13 protein-coding genes and 1 tRNA gene are annotated in these 14,599 nt (G+C 63.9%); 9 read left to right on the top strand and 5 right to left on the bottom strand.

Annotated features, from left to right (window positions below; genetic code table 11):
• The coding region (gene putA, locus T281_RS12035; protein WP_037239159.1) for a bifunctional proline dehydrogenase/L-glutamate gamma-semialdehyde dehydrogenase PutA at nt 1-2,783 on the top strand (2,783 nt) is incomplete at its 5' end.
• A 95-nt stretch (nt 2,784-2,878) separates the two neighbouring features.
• Nucleotides 2,879-4,054, top strand: a complete 1,176-nt coding sequence (locus T281_RS12030; RefSeq protein ID WP_037239156.1) for a linear amide C-N hydrolase — start codon at nt 2,879-2,881, stop codon at nt 4,052-4,054.
• Between the two features lie 50 nt (nt 4,055-4,104).
• Here the strand turns inward: T281_RS12030 and T281_RS12025 are convergent, their stop codons facing one another.
• Nucleotides 4,105-4,650 carry a hypothetical protein gene (locus T281_RS12025; RefSeq protein ID WP_052037423.1) on the bottom strand — a complete coding sequence of 182 codons (546 nt, stop codon included), beginning with the start codon at nt 4,648-4,650 and terminating at the stop codon, nt 4,105-4,107.
• A 248-nt stretch (nt 4,651-4,898) separates the two neighbouring features.
• Between T281_RS12025 and T281_RS12020 the strand changes: the two genes are divergently transcribed.
• From T281_RS12020 to T281_RS12000, 5 genes are all read left to right on the top strand, one after another.
• Nucleotides 4,899-5,693, top strand: coding sequence for a LysE family translocator (locus T281_RS12020; protein ID WP_037239153.1), 795 nt, complete (start codon nt 4,899-4,901; stop codon nt 5,691-5,693).
• A gap of 156 nt (nt 5,694-5,849) precedes the next feature.
• Entirely contained in the window at nt 5,850-7,598 is a 1,749-nt protein-coding gene (locus T281_RS12015; protein WP_037239152.1) for a heparinase II/III family protein, read from the top strand.
• A 36-nt stretch (nt 7,599-7,634) separates the two neighbouring features.
• Complete coding sequence (gene purH / locus T281_RS12010; RefSeq protein ID WP_037239151.1) at nt 7,635-9,242, top strand: bifunctional phosphoribosylaminoimidazolecarboxamide formyltransferase/IMP cyclohydrolase; 1,608 nt, start codon at nt 7,635-7,637, stop codon at nt 9,240-9,242.
• Between the two features lie 308 nt (nt 9,243-9,550).
• Complete coding sequence (locus T281_RS12005) at nt 9,551-10,180, top strand: helix-turn-helix transcriptional regulator (protein ID WP_162173169.1); 630 nt, start codon at nt 9,551-9,553, stop codon at nt 10,178-10,180.
• 253 nt (nt 10,181-10,433) lie between these two features.
• A complete protein-coding gene (locus tag T281_RS12000) occupies nt 10,434-11,321 on the top strand; it encodes an outer membrane protein (RefSeq protein ID WP_037239150.1) in 888 nt (295 codons plus the stop codon).
• A gap of 155 nt (nt 11,322-11,476) precedes the next feature.
• Here T281_RS12000 and T281_RS11995 read toward each other — a convergent pair whose 3' ends face one another.
• Entirely contained in the window at nt 11,477-11,791 is a 315-nt protein-coding gene (locus tag T281_RS11995; RefSeq protein WP_155955224.1) for a hypothetical protein, read from the bottom strand.
• A 151-nt stretch (nt 11,792-11,942) separates the two neighbouring features.
• Nucleotides 11,943-12,018, bottom strand: a tRNA-Ile gene (locus tag T281_RS11990).
• A 134-nt stretch (nt 12,019-12,152) separates the two neighbouring features.
• On the opposite strand from T281_RS11990, the gene T281_RS11985 reads away from it, so the two are divergent.
• Nucleotides 12,153-12,881: an SIMPL domain-containing protein gene (locus T281_RS11985; RefSeq protein WP_037239162.1), complete on the top strand. Its 729-nt coding sequence runs from the start codon at nt 12,153-12,155 to the stop codon at nt 12,879-12,881.
• Nucleotides 12,882-12,902: 21 nt separating this feature from the next.
• Here T281_RS11985 and T281_RS11980 read toward each other — a convergent pair whose 3' ends face one another.
• Together T281_RS11980 and T281_RS11975 are read right to left on the bottom strand one after the other, a co-directional pair.
• Nucleotides 12,903-13,625: an LrgB family protein gene (locus T281_RS11980; protein ID WP_037239141.1), complete on the bottom strand. Its 723-nt coding sequence runs from the start codon at nt 13,623-13,625 to the stop codon at nt 12,903-12,905.
• Nucleotides 13,622-14,014: a CidA/LrgA family protein gene (locus T281_RS11975; protein WP_037239138.1), complete on the bottom strand. Its 393-nt coding sequence runs from the start codon at nt 14,012-14,014 to the stop codon at nt 13,622-13,624. Before T281_RS11975 ends, T281_RS11980 begins: the two co-directional genes overlap by 4 nt.
• A gap of 187 nt (nt 14,015-14,201) precedes the next feature.
• Here T281_RS11975 and T281_RS11970 point away from each other — a divergent pair.
• Nucleotides 14,202-14,599 (top strand): pentapeptide repeat-containing protein (locus T281_RS11970; RefSeq protein ID WP_037239136.1); only part of this gene is annotated, 398 nt, incomplete at its 3' end.

The following is a 14,599-nucleotide window of genomic DNA, read 5'->3' as shown; positions in this document are numbered from 1 at the left end:
TGGCGGCGGAGCGCGACATCGGCTTCAACATCGACGCGGAAGAAGCCGACCGGCTGGAACCGTCGCTCGACCTTATGGAGCGGCTCGCCTTCGACCCGGCGCTCGGCGAATGGCACGGTCTCGGCTTCGTCGTGCAGGCGTATCAGAAGCGCGCCGCGCCCGTGATCGACTGGATCGTAGACCTCGCGGAGCGCTCGGGGCGCCGCATCATGGTGCGGCTCGTGAAGGGCGCGTACTGGGACAGCGAGATCAAGCGCGCACAGGTGGATGGCCTGCCGGGCTTCCCGGTCTTCACGCGCAAGCCTTATACCGACGTGAGTTATCTCGCCTGCGCGAAGCGGCTGCTGGCGGCGCGCGACCGCGTGTTTCCGCAATTCGCCACGCACAACGCGCATACGCTGGCGGCAATCTACCACCTCGCGGGGCCGGATTTCCGCGTCGGCAACTATGAATTTCAATGCCTGCACGGCATGGGCGAGGCGCTTTACATCCGCGTCGTCGGCGGGGACGCGCTCGACCGCCCCTGCCGCATTTACGCGCCCGTCGGCACGCATGAAACGCTGCTCGCCTATCTCGTGCGGCGGCTTCTCGAAAACGGCGCGAACTCCTCCTTCGTGCATCAGCTCGTCGACGAGAGCGTGACCATCGACGACCTCATCGCCGATCCGGTGGAGGACTCCACCCGGCTTGGCGGCGCGCCGCATCCCCAGATCGCCGCCCCCGCCGACCTGTTCGCGCCGCGCCGGAATTCGCGCGGGCTCGATTTTGCCGACGCGGGGGAACGAGACGCCTTTGCGCGCGCCATCGAGGCAAGCCGGGCGATCGCGTTCGGTGCGGCTTCCACTCCGGCCGAGGCGAAGGGCGCAAGCGCGCCCCGCGCCATCGTCAACCCGGCAGACCCGGCAGACCCGGCCGATGTCGTGGGCCATGCCGCCGACGCAACCGCTGCCGACATCGAGGCCGCGCTCACCAAAGCCACCGATGCGGCTGAACGCTGGGCCGAAACACCCGCCGCGGACCGCGCTTCCATGCTGGAGCGCGCCGCCGACCTGATCGAAGACGCGCGCCCGCACCTCGGCGCGCTCATCGTTCGCGAGGCGGGCCGCACCATGCCGAACGCGGTGTCGGAAATCCGCGAGGCAACGGATTTCTGCCGGTATTACGCCGCCGAGGCCAGAAGGCTCGCCGCCGCGCCGCTCGGCCCTGTGGCCTGCATCAGCCCGTGGAATTTCCCGCTCGCCATCTTCACCGGCCAGATCGCGGCGGCACTCGCCGCAGGCAACACCGTGCTCGCGAAGCCCGCTGAACAAACGCCGCTCGTCGCCGCCGAAGCCGTGCGCATCTTCCAGGAAGCGGGCATCCCGCAAGATGCGCTGCACCTCCTGCCAGGCGCGGGCGATGTCGGCGCAGCGCTCGTGTCGGATGCGCGGGTGAAAGGCGTCGTCTTCACCGGCTCGACCTCCGTCGCCAAATCCATAGAGCGAACGCTTGCGGAGCGCGGGCCCGTGCCGCTCATCGCCGAGACGGGCGGCCAGAACGCGATGATCGTCGACTCGTCGGCGCTGCCCGAACAGGTTGTGGCGGATGTGCTCGCTTCCGCCTTCGACTCCGCAGGTCAACGCTGCTCGGCGCTCCGCGTGCTGTGCCTTCAGGACGACATCGCCGAGGACATGCTCGCCATGCTGCAAGGCGCGATGGCCGAGCTTCGCGTCGGCGACCCGGCGCGGATCGAAACGGATGTTGGCCCGGTGATCGACGCCGAGGCGCGCGACGCACTGGCGGCTTATATCGAAAACAAGCGCGACCGCGTGCTCTGTCAGACGCCGCTTCCCGAGGCGGCAAGCGGCACCTTCATCGCCCCGACCCTCATCCATATCGATCGCATCGCCGACCTCAAGCGCGAGGTGTTCGGCCCCGTGCTGCACGTGCTGCGCTTCCGCCGCGAGGATACCAGCGCGGTGCTCGACGCCGTGAACGCGACCGGCTACGGCCTCACGCTCGGCGTCCATTCGCGCATCGACGAGACGCAAACCGCCATCGCGGCGCGCGCCCTCGCAGGCAACATCTATGTGAACCGCAACATGATCGGCGCGGTGGTGGGTTCCCAACCGTTCGGCGGCGAGGGGCTGTCCGGCACCGGGCCGAAGGCGGGCGGGCCGCTTTATCTGCGCAGGCTCGTGAAGGACGCGGCACCGCCCCGGCTTGAAGGCCCGCGCAACGAGAAAAAACTCGCAGCGTTCGACGCACTGGCCGCGTGGGTGCGCGCAGGCGCGGGCGGCCTTCTCGGCACAGCGGATCGCGCGCTTCTCTCCGGCGTGCTGCACGCCTATCGGAACGCCACGCCTTTCGGGCGCGAAGTCGCCCTCCCCGGCCCTGTCGGCGAAGACAACCGGCTTGGCTTCCATCCGCGCGGGCGCGTCCTCGGCGTGGCCGAGACGGTTATGGATTTGCTTCATCAGTTCGGCGCCGCACTCGTTACCGGCAATGATTTCTCATCCCTCGACATCAAGGCGGCGCATGCGCTCTGCGATAAAATTCCGGGCGAGCTAGCGGCGCGCTGCACGATGGCGCGCTCGATCCGGGGGATCGATATTGCGTCGGTGCTCGCCATCGACACCAGGGCGGCAGAGGCAGCACGTGCGGCTTCGGAACGCGAAGGGGCAATCGTGCCCGTGCTGGCCGGTCCGCCCTACCCTCTCGCGATGCTCGTGCGCGAAAAGACCATATCGACCAACACGGCGGCAGCGGGCGGCAATGCGAGCCTGATGGTGCTCGGCAAATAACCTATCGAATCTTACTAAAAGCGCAGCACCGGCACAGGCGGGAGCGTTAAAGCCTCCGTCTTACGCTCCACATTCCGCAGAAAACGGAGTGTCTTATGAAGCCTCGCGCCCTTGCCTTGCTCGCCGCCGCGTTCGCACTGACATCGGCGGGAACGGCGACCCCTTGCACACGCATCCTGTTCACCGGCGAAGACAAAACCGTGCTCACTGGCCGCACGCTCGACTGGATGGAGGACATGGCCTCCGACTTGTGGGCATTCCCGGCGGGTCTTGAGCGCGACGGCGCGGCCGGACCGCGTTCGCTGAAATGGACCTCGAAATATGGCAGCGTCGTCACCGCGAGCTATAACGCGGGCAGCGGCGACGGCTTGAACGAGAAGGGGCTTGTCGCGAATTTGCTCTATCTCGCGGAGGCGGATTACGGATCGACGGACAGTCAGAAGCCGCTGCTTTCAAATGTAGCATGGGCGCAATACGCGCTCGATAATTTCGCCACCGTCGCCGAAGCCGTCGAGGCGCTCCGCAAGGAGCCGTTCGCCCTTCTCGCGCCGACCTTCCCGAACGGCTCGGCCTCCACGCTGCATCTGTCGCTTTCCGACGCCTCGGGCGATTCCGCGATCTTCGAATATGTCGGCGGCAAGCTCCTCATCCATCACGGCAAGCAATACACCGTGATGACGAACTCGCCGACCTACGACAAGCAACTCGCGATCAACGGCTATTGGGAGGATGTCGGCGGCTATGCGTTCCTGCCGGGCACGAGCCGCGCTTCCGATCGTTTCGCGCGCGCCTCGTTCTTCCTGAACCGCCTGCCGAAGAAGATCGACCCGAACTACATCAAGAGCGTGCCGGATCAGAGCTTCGACAATCAGGCCGCCGCGAGCGTGCTGAGCACGGTGCGCAGCGTCAGCGTGCCGCTCGGCCTCGCCGCGAGCAAGGACGAGCCGAACATCGCCTCCACGATCTGGCGCACCGTCGCCGACCAGAAGGACCGCGCCTATTATTTCGACTCCGCCACGCGCCCGAACACATTCTGGGTTTCGCTCGACAAGCTCGATCTGAAGCGGGGCGCGCCCGTGAAGAAGCTCGCGCTGGCGAATGGCGAGATTTATGCGGGCGAAACTGCGGACAAGTTCAAGGACGCCGCGCCGTTCAAGTTCCTCGAAGCGACGGCCACAGCCCGCGCCGATGCGGGCGAAAAGCGCAGCGACACCGCGAAGCGGCGGGATGATCGCAGCGACGAACGCCGACCCGTCGAGCGCGTGCGGTAGTCCCGGAAACCCAAAGGCGCGGGCGGAGCGGCGTCGCTCACCCGCCCCGCTCAATCCTCCTTCGAGAATGTATGCCAGACCCCGTCAGGGCTGATCTCGACGCGATACCACCTATATTCTCCGGCCGCCGCCATCTCCTTCACGCGCGCGGGCGAAAGGAAGCGATAGATCTCCACCTCCTGGCTCGGCGTCAGCTTGTCGAGCGAAAGCGCGGCGTGGTAGGGCCACACGATCATCTCGTCCTTCGTGCCCTGGTTCTTGATCGCGTAGCCGGTCGTCAGAAGGCTGTACAACACGGCCAGCATTTCGCGGCCGTTGCCGTCGGCCGAAGCGCCCTTCAAATACGCGATCCGGTCCGGCGTGCGCTCCTTCGCGAATACCGGCGGCAGTTCGTTCATGTCGATGGGAAGGCGCAGCGCCTCGATGTCGCCGCTGGTCGCCGCCTGTAGGATCGCCTGCCGCATGCGCTGCACCGGCTGAGGCAGCTTCGTCGCGTCGCGTCCAAGCTGAACCTCGGCAGCCGGTTGAGCGGGCTTCGGCCCGGCGGGCGCGCCAGCGTCTAGCGAAAGCGCGGGCGGAGCGGCAAATGGCATCATTAAAAACATGAGCAACGCGGCGCTGGCCCTGTGACGCAGGCGCAAGAAGCCTCTCATCCTAAAGAAAATTGTTTCCGGCGATGCTTTCACGTTCGTCTCCTGTTGCATGACGTCCCCGTTTCGCGGCATGCATGTGTGCTTGCGGGCGCTGCGAATCCGATGTGACCTCGCGAGCGTTTTTGGGCGCGAGAATGGCGGAAGCGCTCCTTCTCGTGACACGGGACTTATCGAGGGCTAGAAGCGGGCCTATGTGGGCAGAGTCGATCATCGATCCGACGCGATTTGCCATCATCGGCCTTGTCATCGGCGTGCTGATCGCGGCTCCCGTTGGGCCGGTGAACATCGTGTGCATCCAACGCACGCTGGAGCGCGGCTTCTGGGGTGGTTTCGCGGCCGGGCTCGGGGCTGTGCTGGCGGACGGGCTCATCGCATCGGTTGCGGCCTATGGCGCAACGGCGATCTCCGGCTTTATGCGCGCGCATCAGCTCAAGATCGAGCTTGTCGGCGGCATCATCCTCGTCGCCTTCGGCTTCAGCATCTACCGTTCGCAGCCGAAGATCGTGGCGACGGCGACAACCAATATCGCGCGGCTGCGACGGCTTTCAAACACGATCCCACCGTTTTTCAGACCCGCGCTGCGCTTCCGCATCTGGCGTATCGTGCCCCATCTCAACATCGTGCCGCAGACGTTCTTCCTCACCATCACCAACCCCGGCGCGATCCTCGGCCTGTTCGCGCTTTTCGGCGGGGCCACGTCGATCATGGGCGGCATCGACACCTGGGTGCAGGCCGTAACGGCTGTCACCTCCATCATGACGGGAAGCCTGCTGTGGTGGATGGGGCTATCGCGGCTCATCAGTCGCGTGCGCCACAAGCTGACCGAGAGCCGACTGAAGCGCATCAATCAGGCGTCGGGCGTGGTGCTTGTCGTCTTCGGGCTGGCGCTGTTCGCGCAGTTCGCCTACGGCCTCGCGGGGCATCGCTTCGGCGAGTCCGAGGCTGGCGCGGCCCCTCCCGTCACAGCGTTCTCCATCCTGCGATAGGCGCACGCGCGCCGCGGCGGGGGACAACCTCCGAAAAAGGTCCGCAAATGCCTCGAATCAGGTTTAGCTTCGGAGAAGTAACTTTGGCAGGCGTGTTGTTGCCCGCCGGTTACAAACAGGCCTTGCTTGCGCGGGGACGGATCGCCTAAAAAGTTAATGATGCCACCTCAGATTTCAGATCAGGCGCGACTTGCGGCGCTCGCCGTTAACAGGGCGGGCCGGTCGGCGCTCAGGCTTGCGCTGAAATCGCCGTTCTCGCGCTGGATGTCCGGCATTCCCGCTGCCTATCATCTTCTCATCCTGCCGCACGATCTGCGCACCGGTGACCCGAGCTTCGCGGTCGAGCTTTATGACGGGTATATCGGGCTGGCCGGAGCGACCGCGCCCGTCGGCTCCGAATCGCCGTTCCTCGTGATGCCGCCAACGGTTCCCTGGCAAAAGGAGCTTTACGGCTTCGGCTGGCTGCGGCACCTGCACGCCGCCGAGGACCAGATCGCCCGCGAGAAGGCGCGCAAGCTCACGCTCGACTGGATCGCCTTCGCAAGCAGCGCACCGCCGCTCGGTCGCGACCGCGACATCACCGCGCGGCGTGTGATCGCGCTGCTCTCGCACGCGGCCTTCTTGCTCGACGGCGCGGAGCCGGATTTCTACGACGCCGTGATGCGCATGCTCTCGCGCGACCTGCACGACCTCACCGTCGTCTATGGCGACGGGTCGGGCGTGCCGAAGCTCAGGGCGCTGACCGCCATCCTGCTCGCCGGGCTTTGCATCGCCGAACACGAGACCTACCTGACGTCCTATCTGCCCACGTTCTCGGCTGAACTCGACCGGCAGATCCTTGAAGACGGCGGCCACGTTTCCCGCGATCCGGGCGAACTCGTCGAACTCCTGCTGGAACTTCTGCCGCTGAAGCAGTGCTTCGTCGCGCGCCAGCTGGAACCGCCGGAAAAGCTTTACTCCGCCCTGAAGCGCATGCAGGCCATGGTGCGCTTCCTGCGCCTCGGCGATGGCAGCCTCGCGCGGTTCAACGGCATGGGGCCGACCTTCCTCGATCAGGTTTCTGCCGTTCTCGCCTATGACGATCTGGGCGCCACCTTCCCCGACCTCCACGCGCCGAATTCGGGTTACACCCGGCTTGCGGCGGGCGAGGTCGTCATCATAGCGGATGCGGGCGCGCCGCCGCCGCTGCATCTCTCGGCGCGGGCGCATGCCGGTTGCGGCGCGTTTGAAATGAGCGTCGGGACGGAGCCGCTGATCGCCAATTGCGGCGCACCTCAGGACGAGACGGGCGACTGGTACGTCGTTTCGCGGTCCACGGCGGCGCATTCGACGCTCAGCATCGACGATCTGTCGTCGTCGCGGCTCATCAAGGCGCAGGAAAGCTTCGTCGCGGGCCGGGAACTGTTCTGGCTGTCCGGGCCACGCAGCGTCCATCACGAGATCATCGAAAACGACGCGTCCATCGGCGTGCGCATCGGCCATGACGGCTACCGCGAGCGCTTCGGCATGAACCATCGCAGGCAGATCGCGCTCCACAAATCGGGCAATGAATTCGCGGGCCATGACCAGCTCATGCCCGCCAACCAGACCGGCATCGAGGCGAACGCGCACTTTGCGATCCGCTTTCATCTGCATCCGCGCGTCGCGGCGCAGCTTTCGCGCAATACGAACGCCGTCACGCTCACCTTGCCCTCGGGCGCGACGTGGCGCATGGTGGCAGAAGGTGCGGACCTCGACATTGAGGAGAGCATTTTCTTCGCAGATCCGATCTGCCTTAGACGCTCACTTCAGATCGTCCTCAAGGGACCGTGCTCGGCGGCAACGTCCGTCCATTGGAAATTCGAGAAGGTGGCGCAGCAGCAGAAGCCCGTCATACAGGGTGCCTACCCTCGCCGTCTCGTCTGATCTTGATCTTATCTCGCAGCATCACACTTACGAGCCATGTCCGCACAATCCACGAAACCGCAGCTTTTTCCGGTGCGCCGCGCACTGATTTCCGTTTCCGACAAGTCGAAGCTTGCGGAATTCGCCAAGAAACTCGACGCGCTCGGCATCGAGATCGTCTCCACGGGGGGCACCGCCGCCTTCCTGCGCGACAATGGCATGGCCGTCGTGTCGGTCTCCGATGTGACGAAGTTCCCGGAGATCCTCGAAGGCCGGGTGAAGACCCTGCATCCCGCCATCCACGGCGGCATCCTCGCCAATCTCGAACAGTCGAGCGCGCGCGAGGCGCTGGCGCAGCACAACATCGCGCCCATCGGCCTCGTGGTCATCAACCTCTATCCGTTCGAAGAGACGCTCAAAAAGCACGCGGCCCATTTCGACACGATGATCGAGAATATCGACGTCGGCGGTCCAGCCATGCTGCGCGCAGCGGCGAAGAACCATAATTGCGTGACGGTCGTCACCGACCCGGACGATTACGACGCGATTGCAGCCGAACTCGCGGGCGAGGCACGCGCGACGAGCGATGCAACGCGCCGCCGTCTCGCGGCCAAGGCGTTCGCGCGCACCGCCGCTTACGATACCGCAATTGCGACGTGGTTCGCAGGGCAGACAGGTGCCGCGCCGACGTCCTGCACCATCACGGGCACCCTGAAGCAGAGCCTGCGCTATGGCGAAAACCCGCACCAGAAGGCCGCGCTTTACGAATCGTCCGACCGGAGCGGGCCGGGTATCGTCGGCGCCGAGCAGGTGCAGGGCAAGGAACTCTCCTACAACAATCTCACCGACGCCGACGCCGCCTTCGAGCTGATTTCGGAATTTCCGGGCGCCGAGCCTGCGGTGGCGATCGTCAAGCATGCCAATCCGTGCGGCGTGGCGCTCGGTTCGTCGCTCGTCGAAGCCTATCGCAAGGCACTTGCCTGCGATCCGGTCAGCGCGTTCGGCGGCATCGTCGCGTTGAACGGGCGTCTCGAAGAGGAGGCGGCCCGCGAAATCCTCAAGATCTTTACCGAAGTGGTGATCGTGCCGGACGCGTCCGATGCGGCGCGGGCTGCATTCGCGGCAAAGCCGAACGTGCGGCTTCTGGTGACGGGTGGCCTGTTGCCGGTCGCGCGGCAACCCTATTTCCGATCCGTCGCGGGCGGTTTCCTCGTGCAGGATGCGGATGTCGGCGGCTTCGAGGGCAAGACGTTGCGCACGGTTACGAAGCGTGAGCCGTCCGAGGCCGAGCGCGCCAACATGGTTTTTGCCATGCGCGTCACGAAGCATGTGAAATCGAACGCCATCGTGTTTGCGAAAGACGGCGCGACGCTGGGCATCGGCGCGGGCCAGATGAGCCGCGTTGACAGTGTGCGCCTTGCCGTGTGGAAGGCTCGCGAGGCCGCCGAGCACGCCGGGAAAAACCCCGACGAAGTGCTGAAGGATACCGCCGTCGCATCGGACGCGTTCTTCCCCTTCGCGGACGGGCTTCTCGCCGCAGCCGACGCGGGCGCGACTTCGATCATTCAGCCGGGCGGCTCGATGCGCGACGAAGAAGTAATCAAGGCGGCCGATGAACGCGGCCTCGCAATGGTGTTCACCGGCGTGCGACACTTCCGGCACTGATCGGGCGGCGTTGGCCAGTTCAACGCTGACGCACTTGTCAGCCGCAATTCTCCCTGCCTTGTATGCCTAGGCGTGCAAGGCAGTTTTTTTATTATCCGAAGTTGCAATTATCTGGGCAAATATTGCGCCTCAGAGCGTCATGCGCCAATGCAACACACATATGCGCCGCGTTTGGAATTTCGAGTTGCGCGGGTGCGGCTTTTGCTTTTTCATTAATAGGCGTGATGAATTGTCCCGTGCCAAACTTGCAACTTGTCTCCCGACCAGTTGTACCTGATTCCTTTTGAATGCATGCTTCAGCACAACCAGTGTTTAGTCCATTGATCGATGGCCGTCTCGATTCCCTTTTAGGGCTCGCTCTCGACCAGTTCCGCGCAGGATTGGCCGTTTCGCGCGCCGATGGCGAACTGGTGCATGCAAACAGTGCCGCGCGCGCGATGGCCGAAGCCGGCTGGCCGATTCAGATCGCGGACGGTCGCTTGTGCGCGCAAAGTGCCGAGCACTCGGCGCTCCTGCTGAGAGGGATTTTCGAGGCGGCGCAGGCGGCGTCCCTGGCGCGGGATAAGCCCTTCGAACGCGAGTTGCCACTCTCGGCGATGCCGCACCACGGCTCCTTGGCCATTGCAATGATCGCTCCACTCGATGCGACGCTCGACGGGCGCGCCCTGGTGGCAGTGCACATCGCCACTTTTCCCTCGCTGAACGATTGCGAACTGCCGGTCGTGACGAAATGCTTCGGGTTGACCAAGGCCGAGGCGCGGACGCTCGATCATCTCGCGAAAGGCCTCTCAGTGGCGGCAGCAGCGACGGCGCTGTCGCTTTCCGTGAACACTGTGAAAACGCATCTGCAAAACATCTTCGCGAAGACCGGCACCGCGCGCCAGAAAGACCTCATGAAGCTTGTTGACGATCTTCGGTCACCGCTCGCTCATATCTAACACCTCCGAAGCAACCTGACTGACTTTCTGCGTGTACTACGCGGCTACTGTTGCCTAAAATCAACAATACAGCGCATGTGATCGCAGCAAATCATTGTTGCAAAAGTGCTCTTTCTTGCAACACAAGCACTATCACGCTCGCAAAACGACAATTCACCAAAAATACAACTTTAAGTTTAGTCTATTTGCGGGTATCGCAAGACTAGGCGTTCGGCGTTGATTCTACTGGCAACTCAAGCGAGAGAAGAGAGAGATGGCTCTCAAGCAAACGATTTTGGCCGGCGCCGCCGCAATCGGCGCAGCGGCAATCGCTGCGATCCCGGCTCATGCAGACGGCTTTCCCGCCAGCTACAAGGATATTGCGCCTCCGCCGCCGCTTTGGACGGGCCTCTATGTCGGCGCGCATCTGGGCGGCGGCTGGACCGACTTCGACCTGGGCCGCAACAGCTATTATTATTGGCCAACGTCAACGACGTACGACCGTTACGATTACAACAATGGCGGCCTGAGCGGAACGGGCATCTTCGGCGGCCTCACCATCGGCTATAATTGGCAATTCGGCCAATGCTGCAACTACGTCTATGGTATCGAACTCGACATCGGCGGCTGGCGGGACGACGCGAGCAAGACGATCTACATCGATGACGACCGGCGCGGCCTCGATCCCGACGCTTCCACGCGCATCCGCTTCACCAACAAGGGCGGCTTTTACGGCGACATCACAGGGCGCGTCGGCTACGCGGCGGGCAATACGTTGATTTACGCCAAGGGCGGCTTCGCGTGGCTGAACAACTCGTTCCGCGTCGGCGTGCTTCGCGAGAACGGCGCCACAGGATACAACTACGATTGGAGTTCCACGACCGACAATGGCAACACTCTTGCTGGCTGGACTGTGGGCGGCGGCCTCGAATACAAGTGGAACTACAACTGGTCCGTGAAGGCCGAATATCTGTACTTCAACTTCGGCGAGCCAAATGTCGGCGGAAACTGCTGCTATGACTATAGAGACGGCATCTCGGCAGACGCGCAGACCGAGCGACGCTATAGCGCCGATTTCAAGAACCTCGGCGATCTGACAGCCAACTCGGTGAAACTCGGCGTGAACTACGCCATTTTCACGCCTCCGGCTCCGCTGAAGTAGCGGTCCGGCGATACTCGCTGCCAGTATAGGGCGCCGTGCGTTTCAAGCGCGCGGCGCTTTTCCGTGGCCGAAGCTGCGCAAGCCGAGCCCCTGGATAGATGAGACGCCGGTTCGTGTGAAGGCTGCGCCCAAACTGGCGGGCGACTGCGGATCGATCAATCGCCGACGATTTCGGGCGGCGGTGCCCGATAGCCCGCGAGAAAGAGCAGCGTCCCTACGACACCGAAGAGCAAGAAAATCGGCAGCACGAGAAGCGGTTCGACAATACCGTTCCAGAGATAAGACGGCGCGTTGTCCAGAAAGAACCGCTGGAGCGCATCGTGAGCATCGGGCACGCGATCGAGTTGCGCCGAGAGCGACGTGAGCGGAAGGCCGCGCCCCGGACTGCCGACCAGCCGAATGCCGTCATAGACGAGCGCCGCGAAAGCGCCGAACAAGAGCGTCAATCCTGAGACACGCAGAAATAGCATCGCTTCCATCCGAGCCTGCGCCGTGGATTTAATACCGACGCCCAGAAGACGCAAGCGGTCTGGGCCGGCGTTGAGTTGCGGAAGCAGCTCGCGGCGACGACCGGCGGCCTTTGAAGCAAGGCCTCTTCGCCAAAGCCGCATTCAGCGATTGTGGTGGGCGCGGCAGGACTCGAACCTGCAACCAAGCGGTTATGAGCCGCTAGCTCTGACCATTGAGCTACACGCCCGTTATGCGAGACATCGCTTTCGTCCGGCCGGTCTCGGAGAAGCCTATTGAAACTTAATGGGCGGCATAGCTAACGCTGCCCGACGCAAAGTCTCATATGCAGTGCCGATTATGATTCTTAGCGAAGAAAGCACCATGAGAAAAGCATTCCTTGTTCCGGTGGCGGCCTTTGCAGTCGCCTTTTCGACAGCAGTATCGGCCGAGCCGCAGGAATTGAGCCTCCCCGCGCAGAAGACACCGACGATAGAGGTGTCGGGGACGGGCGGCGTGCAAGTCAAACCCGACATCGCGGTGATCCGAATCGGCGTTGCGACCGAGGACGCCAACGCCGCAGCGGCCGTCGCGAAGAACAGCGCGGCCACGGCGAAGGTGCTGTCCGAAATCGCCGCCGCTGGGATCGAGCAGAAGGACTTGCAGACCTCCCAGTTTTCTCTCTATCCGCAGGCACAGACCAGCAGTTACGCGAGCAAGGGCGCGTCCGGCGCGGTCACGTTCCGCGCCTCGAAAACGGTGAGCGTGACCGTACGCAAACTCGACCGGCTGGGCGAAATCCTCGGCGCGTCGGTGGCGGCGGGGTCGAACCAGATTTCCGGGCCGGACTTCGCCGTGTCGGAGCCCGAGAAATATCTCGGCGACGCTCGCCGCAAGGCGGTGGAGCACGCGCTTGCGAAGGCGAAAACCTATGCGGAAGCGGCTGGGCTGAAGCTGGGTGTCGTTCATTCCATCGTGGAGGATGGCGCCGGTGGGCCTGCGCCAGTGTTTCGCGGCGCCGCATACGCGAAGGCACAGTCCGTGCCGGTCGAAATCGGCGAGGAAACGCTCTCGGCGCAGGTGCGCATCGTGATCGAACTCGTCAAGCCGTAGCGACGGAAGGCGGCCGCGCGCCTATCCCCCGAAAATCAGATGCCACGCGGCGGGAATCAGCATCGCCGAAGCGAGCGCGTTCAGCCCCATCGCAAGCCCCGCGAACGCGCCCGCGACCTCGTTCACCTGAAGCGCGCGCGCCGTACCGATGCCGTGCGACGCCGTGCCCATTGCGAGGCCGCGCGCTGCCCAGTCCTTGATGCCGAGCGCGTTCAGCAGCGGCGCGCCGAGCATTGCGCCGGTGATGCCGGTGAGGATGACGAACATCGCCGTCAGCGTCGGCAAGCCGCCGATCTGCTCTGTGATGCCCATGGCGACCGGCGTCGTCACAGATTTGGGCGCCATCGACACGAAGGAATCGCGGGTGCCGCCGAGCACCCACGTGATGAACACCGCGCTTGCCGCCGCCGTGATCGAGCCGACGATGAGGCTTACCGTCACCGCGAGCGCCGACTTCCTAACCCGCGCGACCTGACGATATAGCGGGATCGCCAGCGCCACCGTCGCCGGGCCGAGCAGGAAATGCACGAACTGCGCGCCCTGGAAATAGGTCTGATAGCTCGTATGCGTCACAAGCAGGATCGTCACCAGAATGATGATCGCGATCAGCACCGGGTTGAAAATGGGGTTGAACTTCCGCCACCGATAGACCGCGTACCCCGCCTGATACGCCACGAGCGTCAACGCGAGATGCAGAAGCGGGCTCGCGGATAGGTAAACCCAGATGTCGGCGATGCTGGTCATGAGCGCGCCTCGGGCTCCGGCGCGGCAGGCTTCGGCCCGGGCGCGTTCCCTGACGCCTTGCGAGACAGCCACGCCATCAGCGCCGCCGTCACGGCGATGGTGAGAAGCGTACTCACGATGAGCGACGCCCCGATAGGCAGCAAATCATGTTGCAGCACGCCGAAATGCAGCATAACGCCCGCGCCCGCTGGCACGAACAGCAGCGACAGGTTCGTCAGCAAGCCTTCGGCGGTTTTCGCCAGTCCGTCAGGCACGCGTCGGTAGATGACCAGCGCGAGAAACAGCAGCACCATTCCGCACACAGGGCCCGGCACGGGCAGCTTCGTCGCCGCCGACAGGACTTCCCCCGCGAGCTGGAAAACAACGAGGACGGTGAACCATTCGACCATGGCAAGGCTCCTGTTGGCGGAAATTCGGCGAGAAGGGTAAGCACAACTGCAAGGCGCGGTTCAAAGACTAATTTCCGGGGGAATACCTCACGCCCGCCCAATTCATGATGGAAAGGCTGTTCAAGGATCATCTCGGTATAATTTTGTTCGGGAAGTCGCCGCGGCGGGCGATGGGGCTTGGGACGGCATGAATGGGCAGGAGACGCGGGCGCTGTTCGACATGGGCCGCGCGGCGTGGAACGACTGGGCTTCGCAGGTTCTGAAATCGAAGGCGAATTTCGAGGAGGCAGGGACGCTTTCGCTGAACTGGTTCGGCGAGGGCGACAACGACGAAACGCGTCTCTGGCTCAAGGTGGCGAAGGCGGACTTCGCGAATGAGCGTTTCGAGGACGCTGTCGATTTCGAGGGCTTCGTCTTTCCCGGCCCGGTCAATCTGACCGGCGCGGTGTTCGAGCGCCCGGTTTCGTTCGCGGGCGCCGAGTTCGGGCTGTCCGCCACTTTTGCGCGCGTGCATTTTCAGGCGGACGCGACCTTCAAGGCTGCGAAGTTTTCGGGGCAGGCCGTTTTCGACGACGCGCTTTTCGA

This window comes from Rhodomicrobium udaipurense JA643 (assembly GCF_000636015.1).
Lineage (GTDB): Bacteria > Pseudomonadota > Alphaproteobacteria > Rhizobiales > Rhodomicrobiaceae > Rhodomicrobium > Rhodomicrobium udaipurense.
The sequence above is the reverse complement of the archived record's forward strand: the minus strand, read 5'-3'. Positions and strand labels throughout refer to the sequence as shown.

Coding starts and splice junctions, on each gene's coding strand:
- T281_RS12030 (WP_037239156.1), top strand. CDS start 2,879: ATGAAGCCTCGCGCCCTTGCCTTGCTCGCCGCCGCGTTCGCACTGACA.
- T281_RS11985 (WP_037239162.1), top strand. CDS start 12,153: ATGAGAAAAGCATTCCTTGTTCCGGTGGCGGCCTTTGCAGTCGCCTTT.
- T281_RS11995 (WP_155955224.1), bottom strand. CDS start 11,791: ATGCTATTTCTGCGTGTCTCAGGATTGACGCTCTTGTTCGGCGCTTTC.
- purH (WP_037239151.1), top strand. CDS start 7,635: ATGTCCGCACAATCCACGAAACCGCAGCTTTTTCCGGTGCGCCGCGCA.
- T281_RS11980 (WP_037239141.1), bottom strand. CDS start 13,625: ATGACCAGCATCGCCGACATCTGGGTTTACCTATCCGCGAGCCCGCTT.
- T281_RS12015 (WP_037239152.1), top strand. CDS start 5,850: ATGATGCCACCTCAGATTTCAGATCAGGCGCGACTTGCGGCGCTCGCC.
- T281_RS12020 (WP_037239153.1), top strand. CDS start 4,899: ATGTGGGCAGAGTCGATCATCGATCCGACGCGATTTGCCATCATCGGC.
- T281_RS12000 (WP_037239150.1), top strand. CDS start 10,434: ATGGCTCTCAAGCAAACGATTTTGGCCGGCGCCGCCGCAATCGGCGCA.
- T281_RS12025 (WP_052037423.1), bottom strand. CDS start 4,650: ATGATGCCATTTGCCGCTCCGCCCGCGCTTTCGCTAGACGCTGGCGCG.
- T281_RS11975 (WP_037239138.1), bottom strand. CDS start 14,014: ATGGTCGAATGGTTCACCGTCCTCGTTGTTTTCCAGCTCGCGGGGGAA.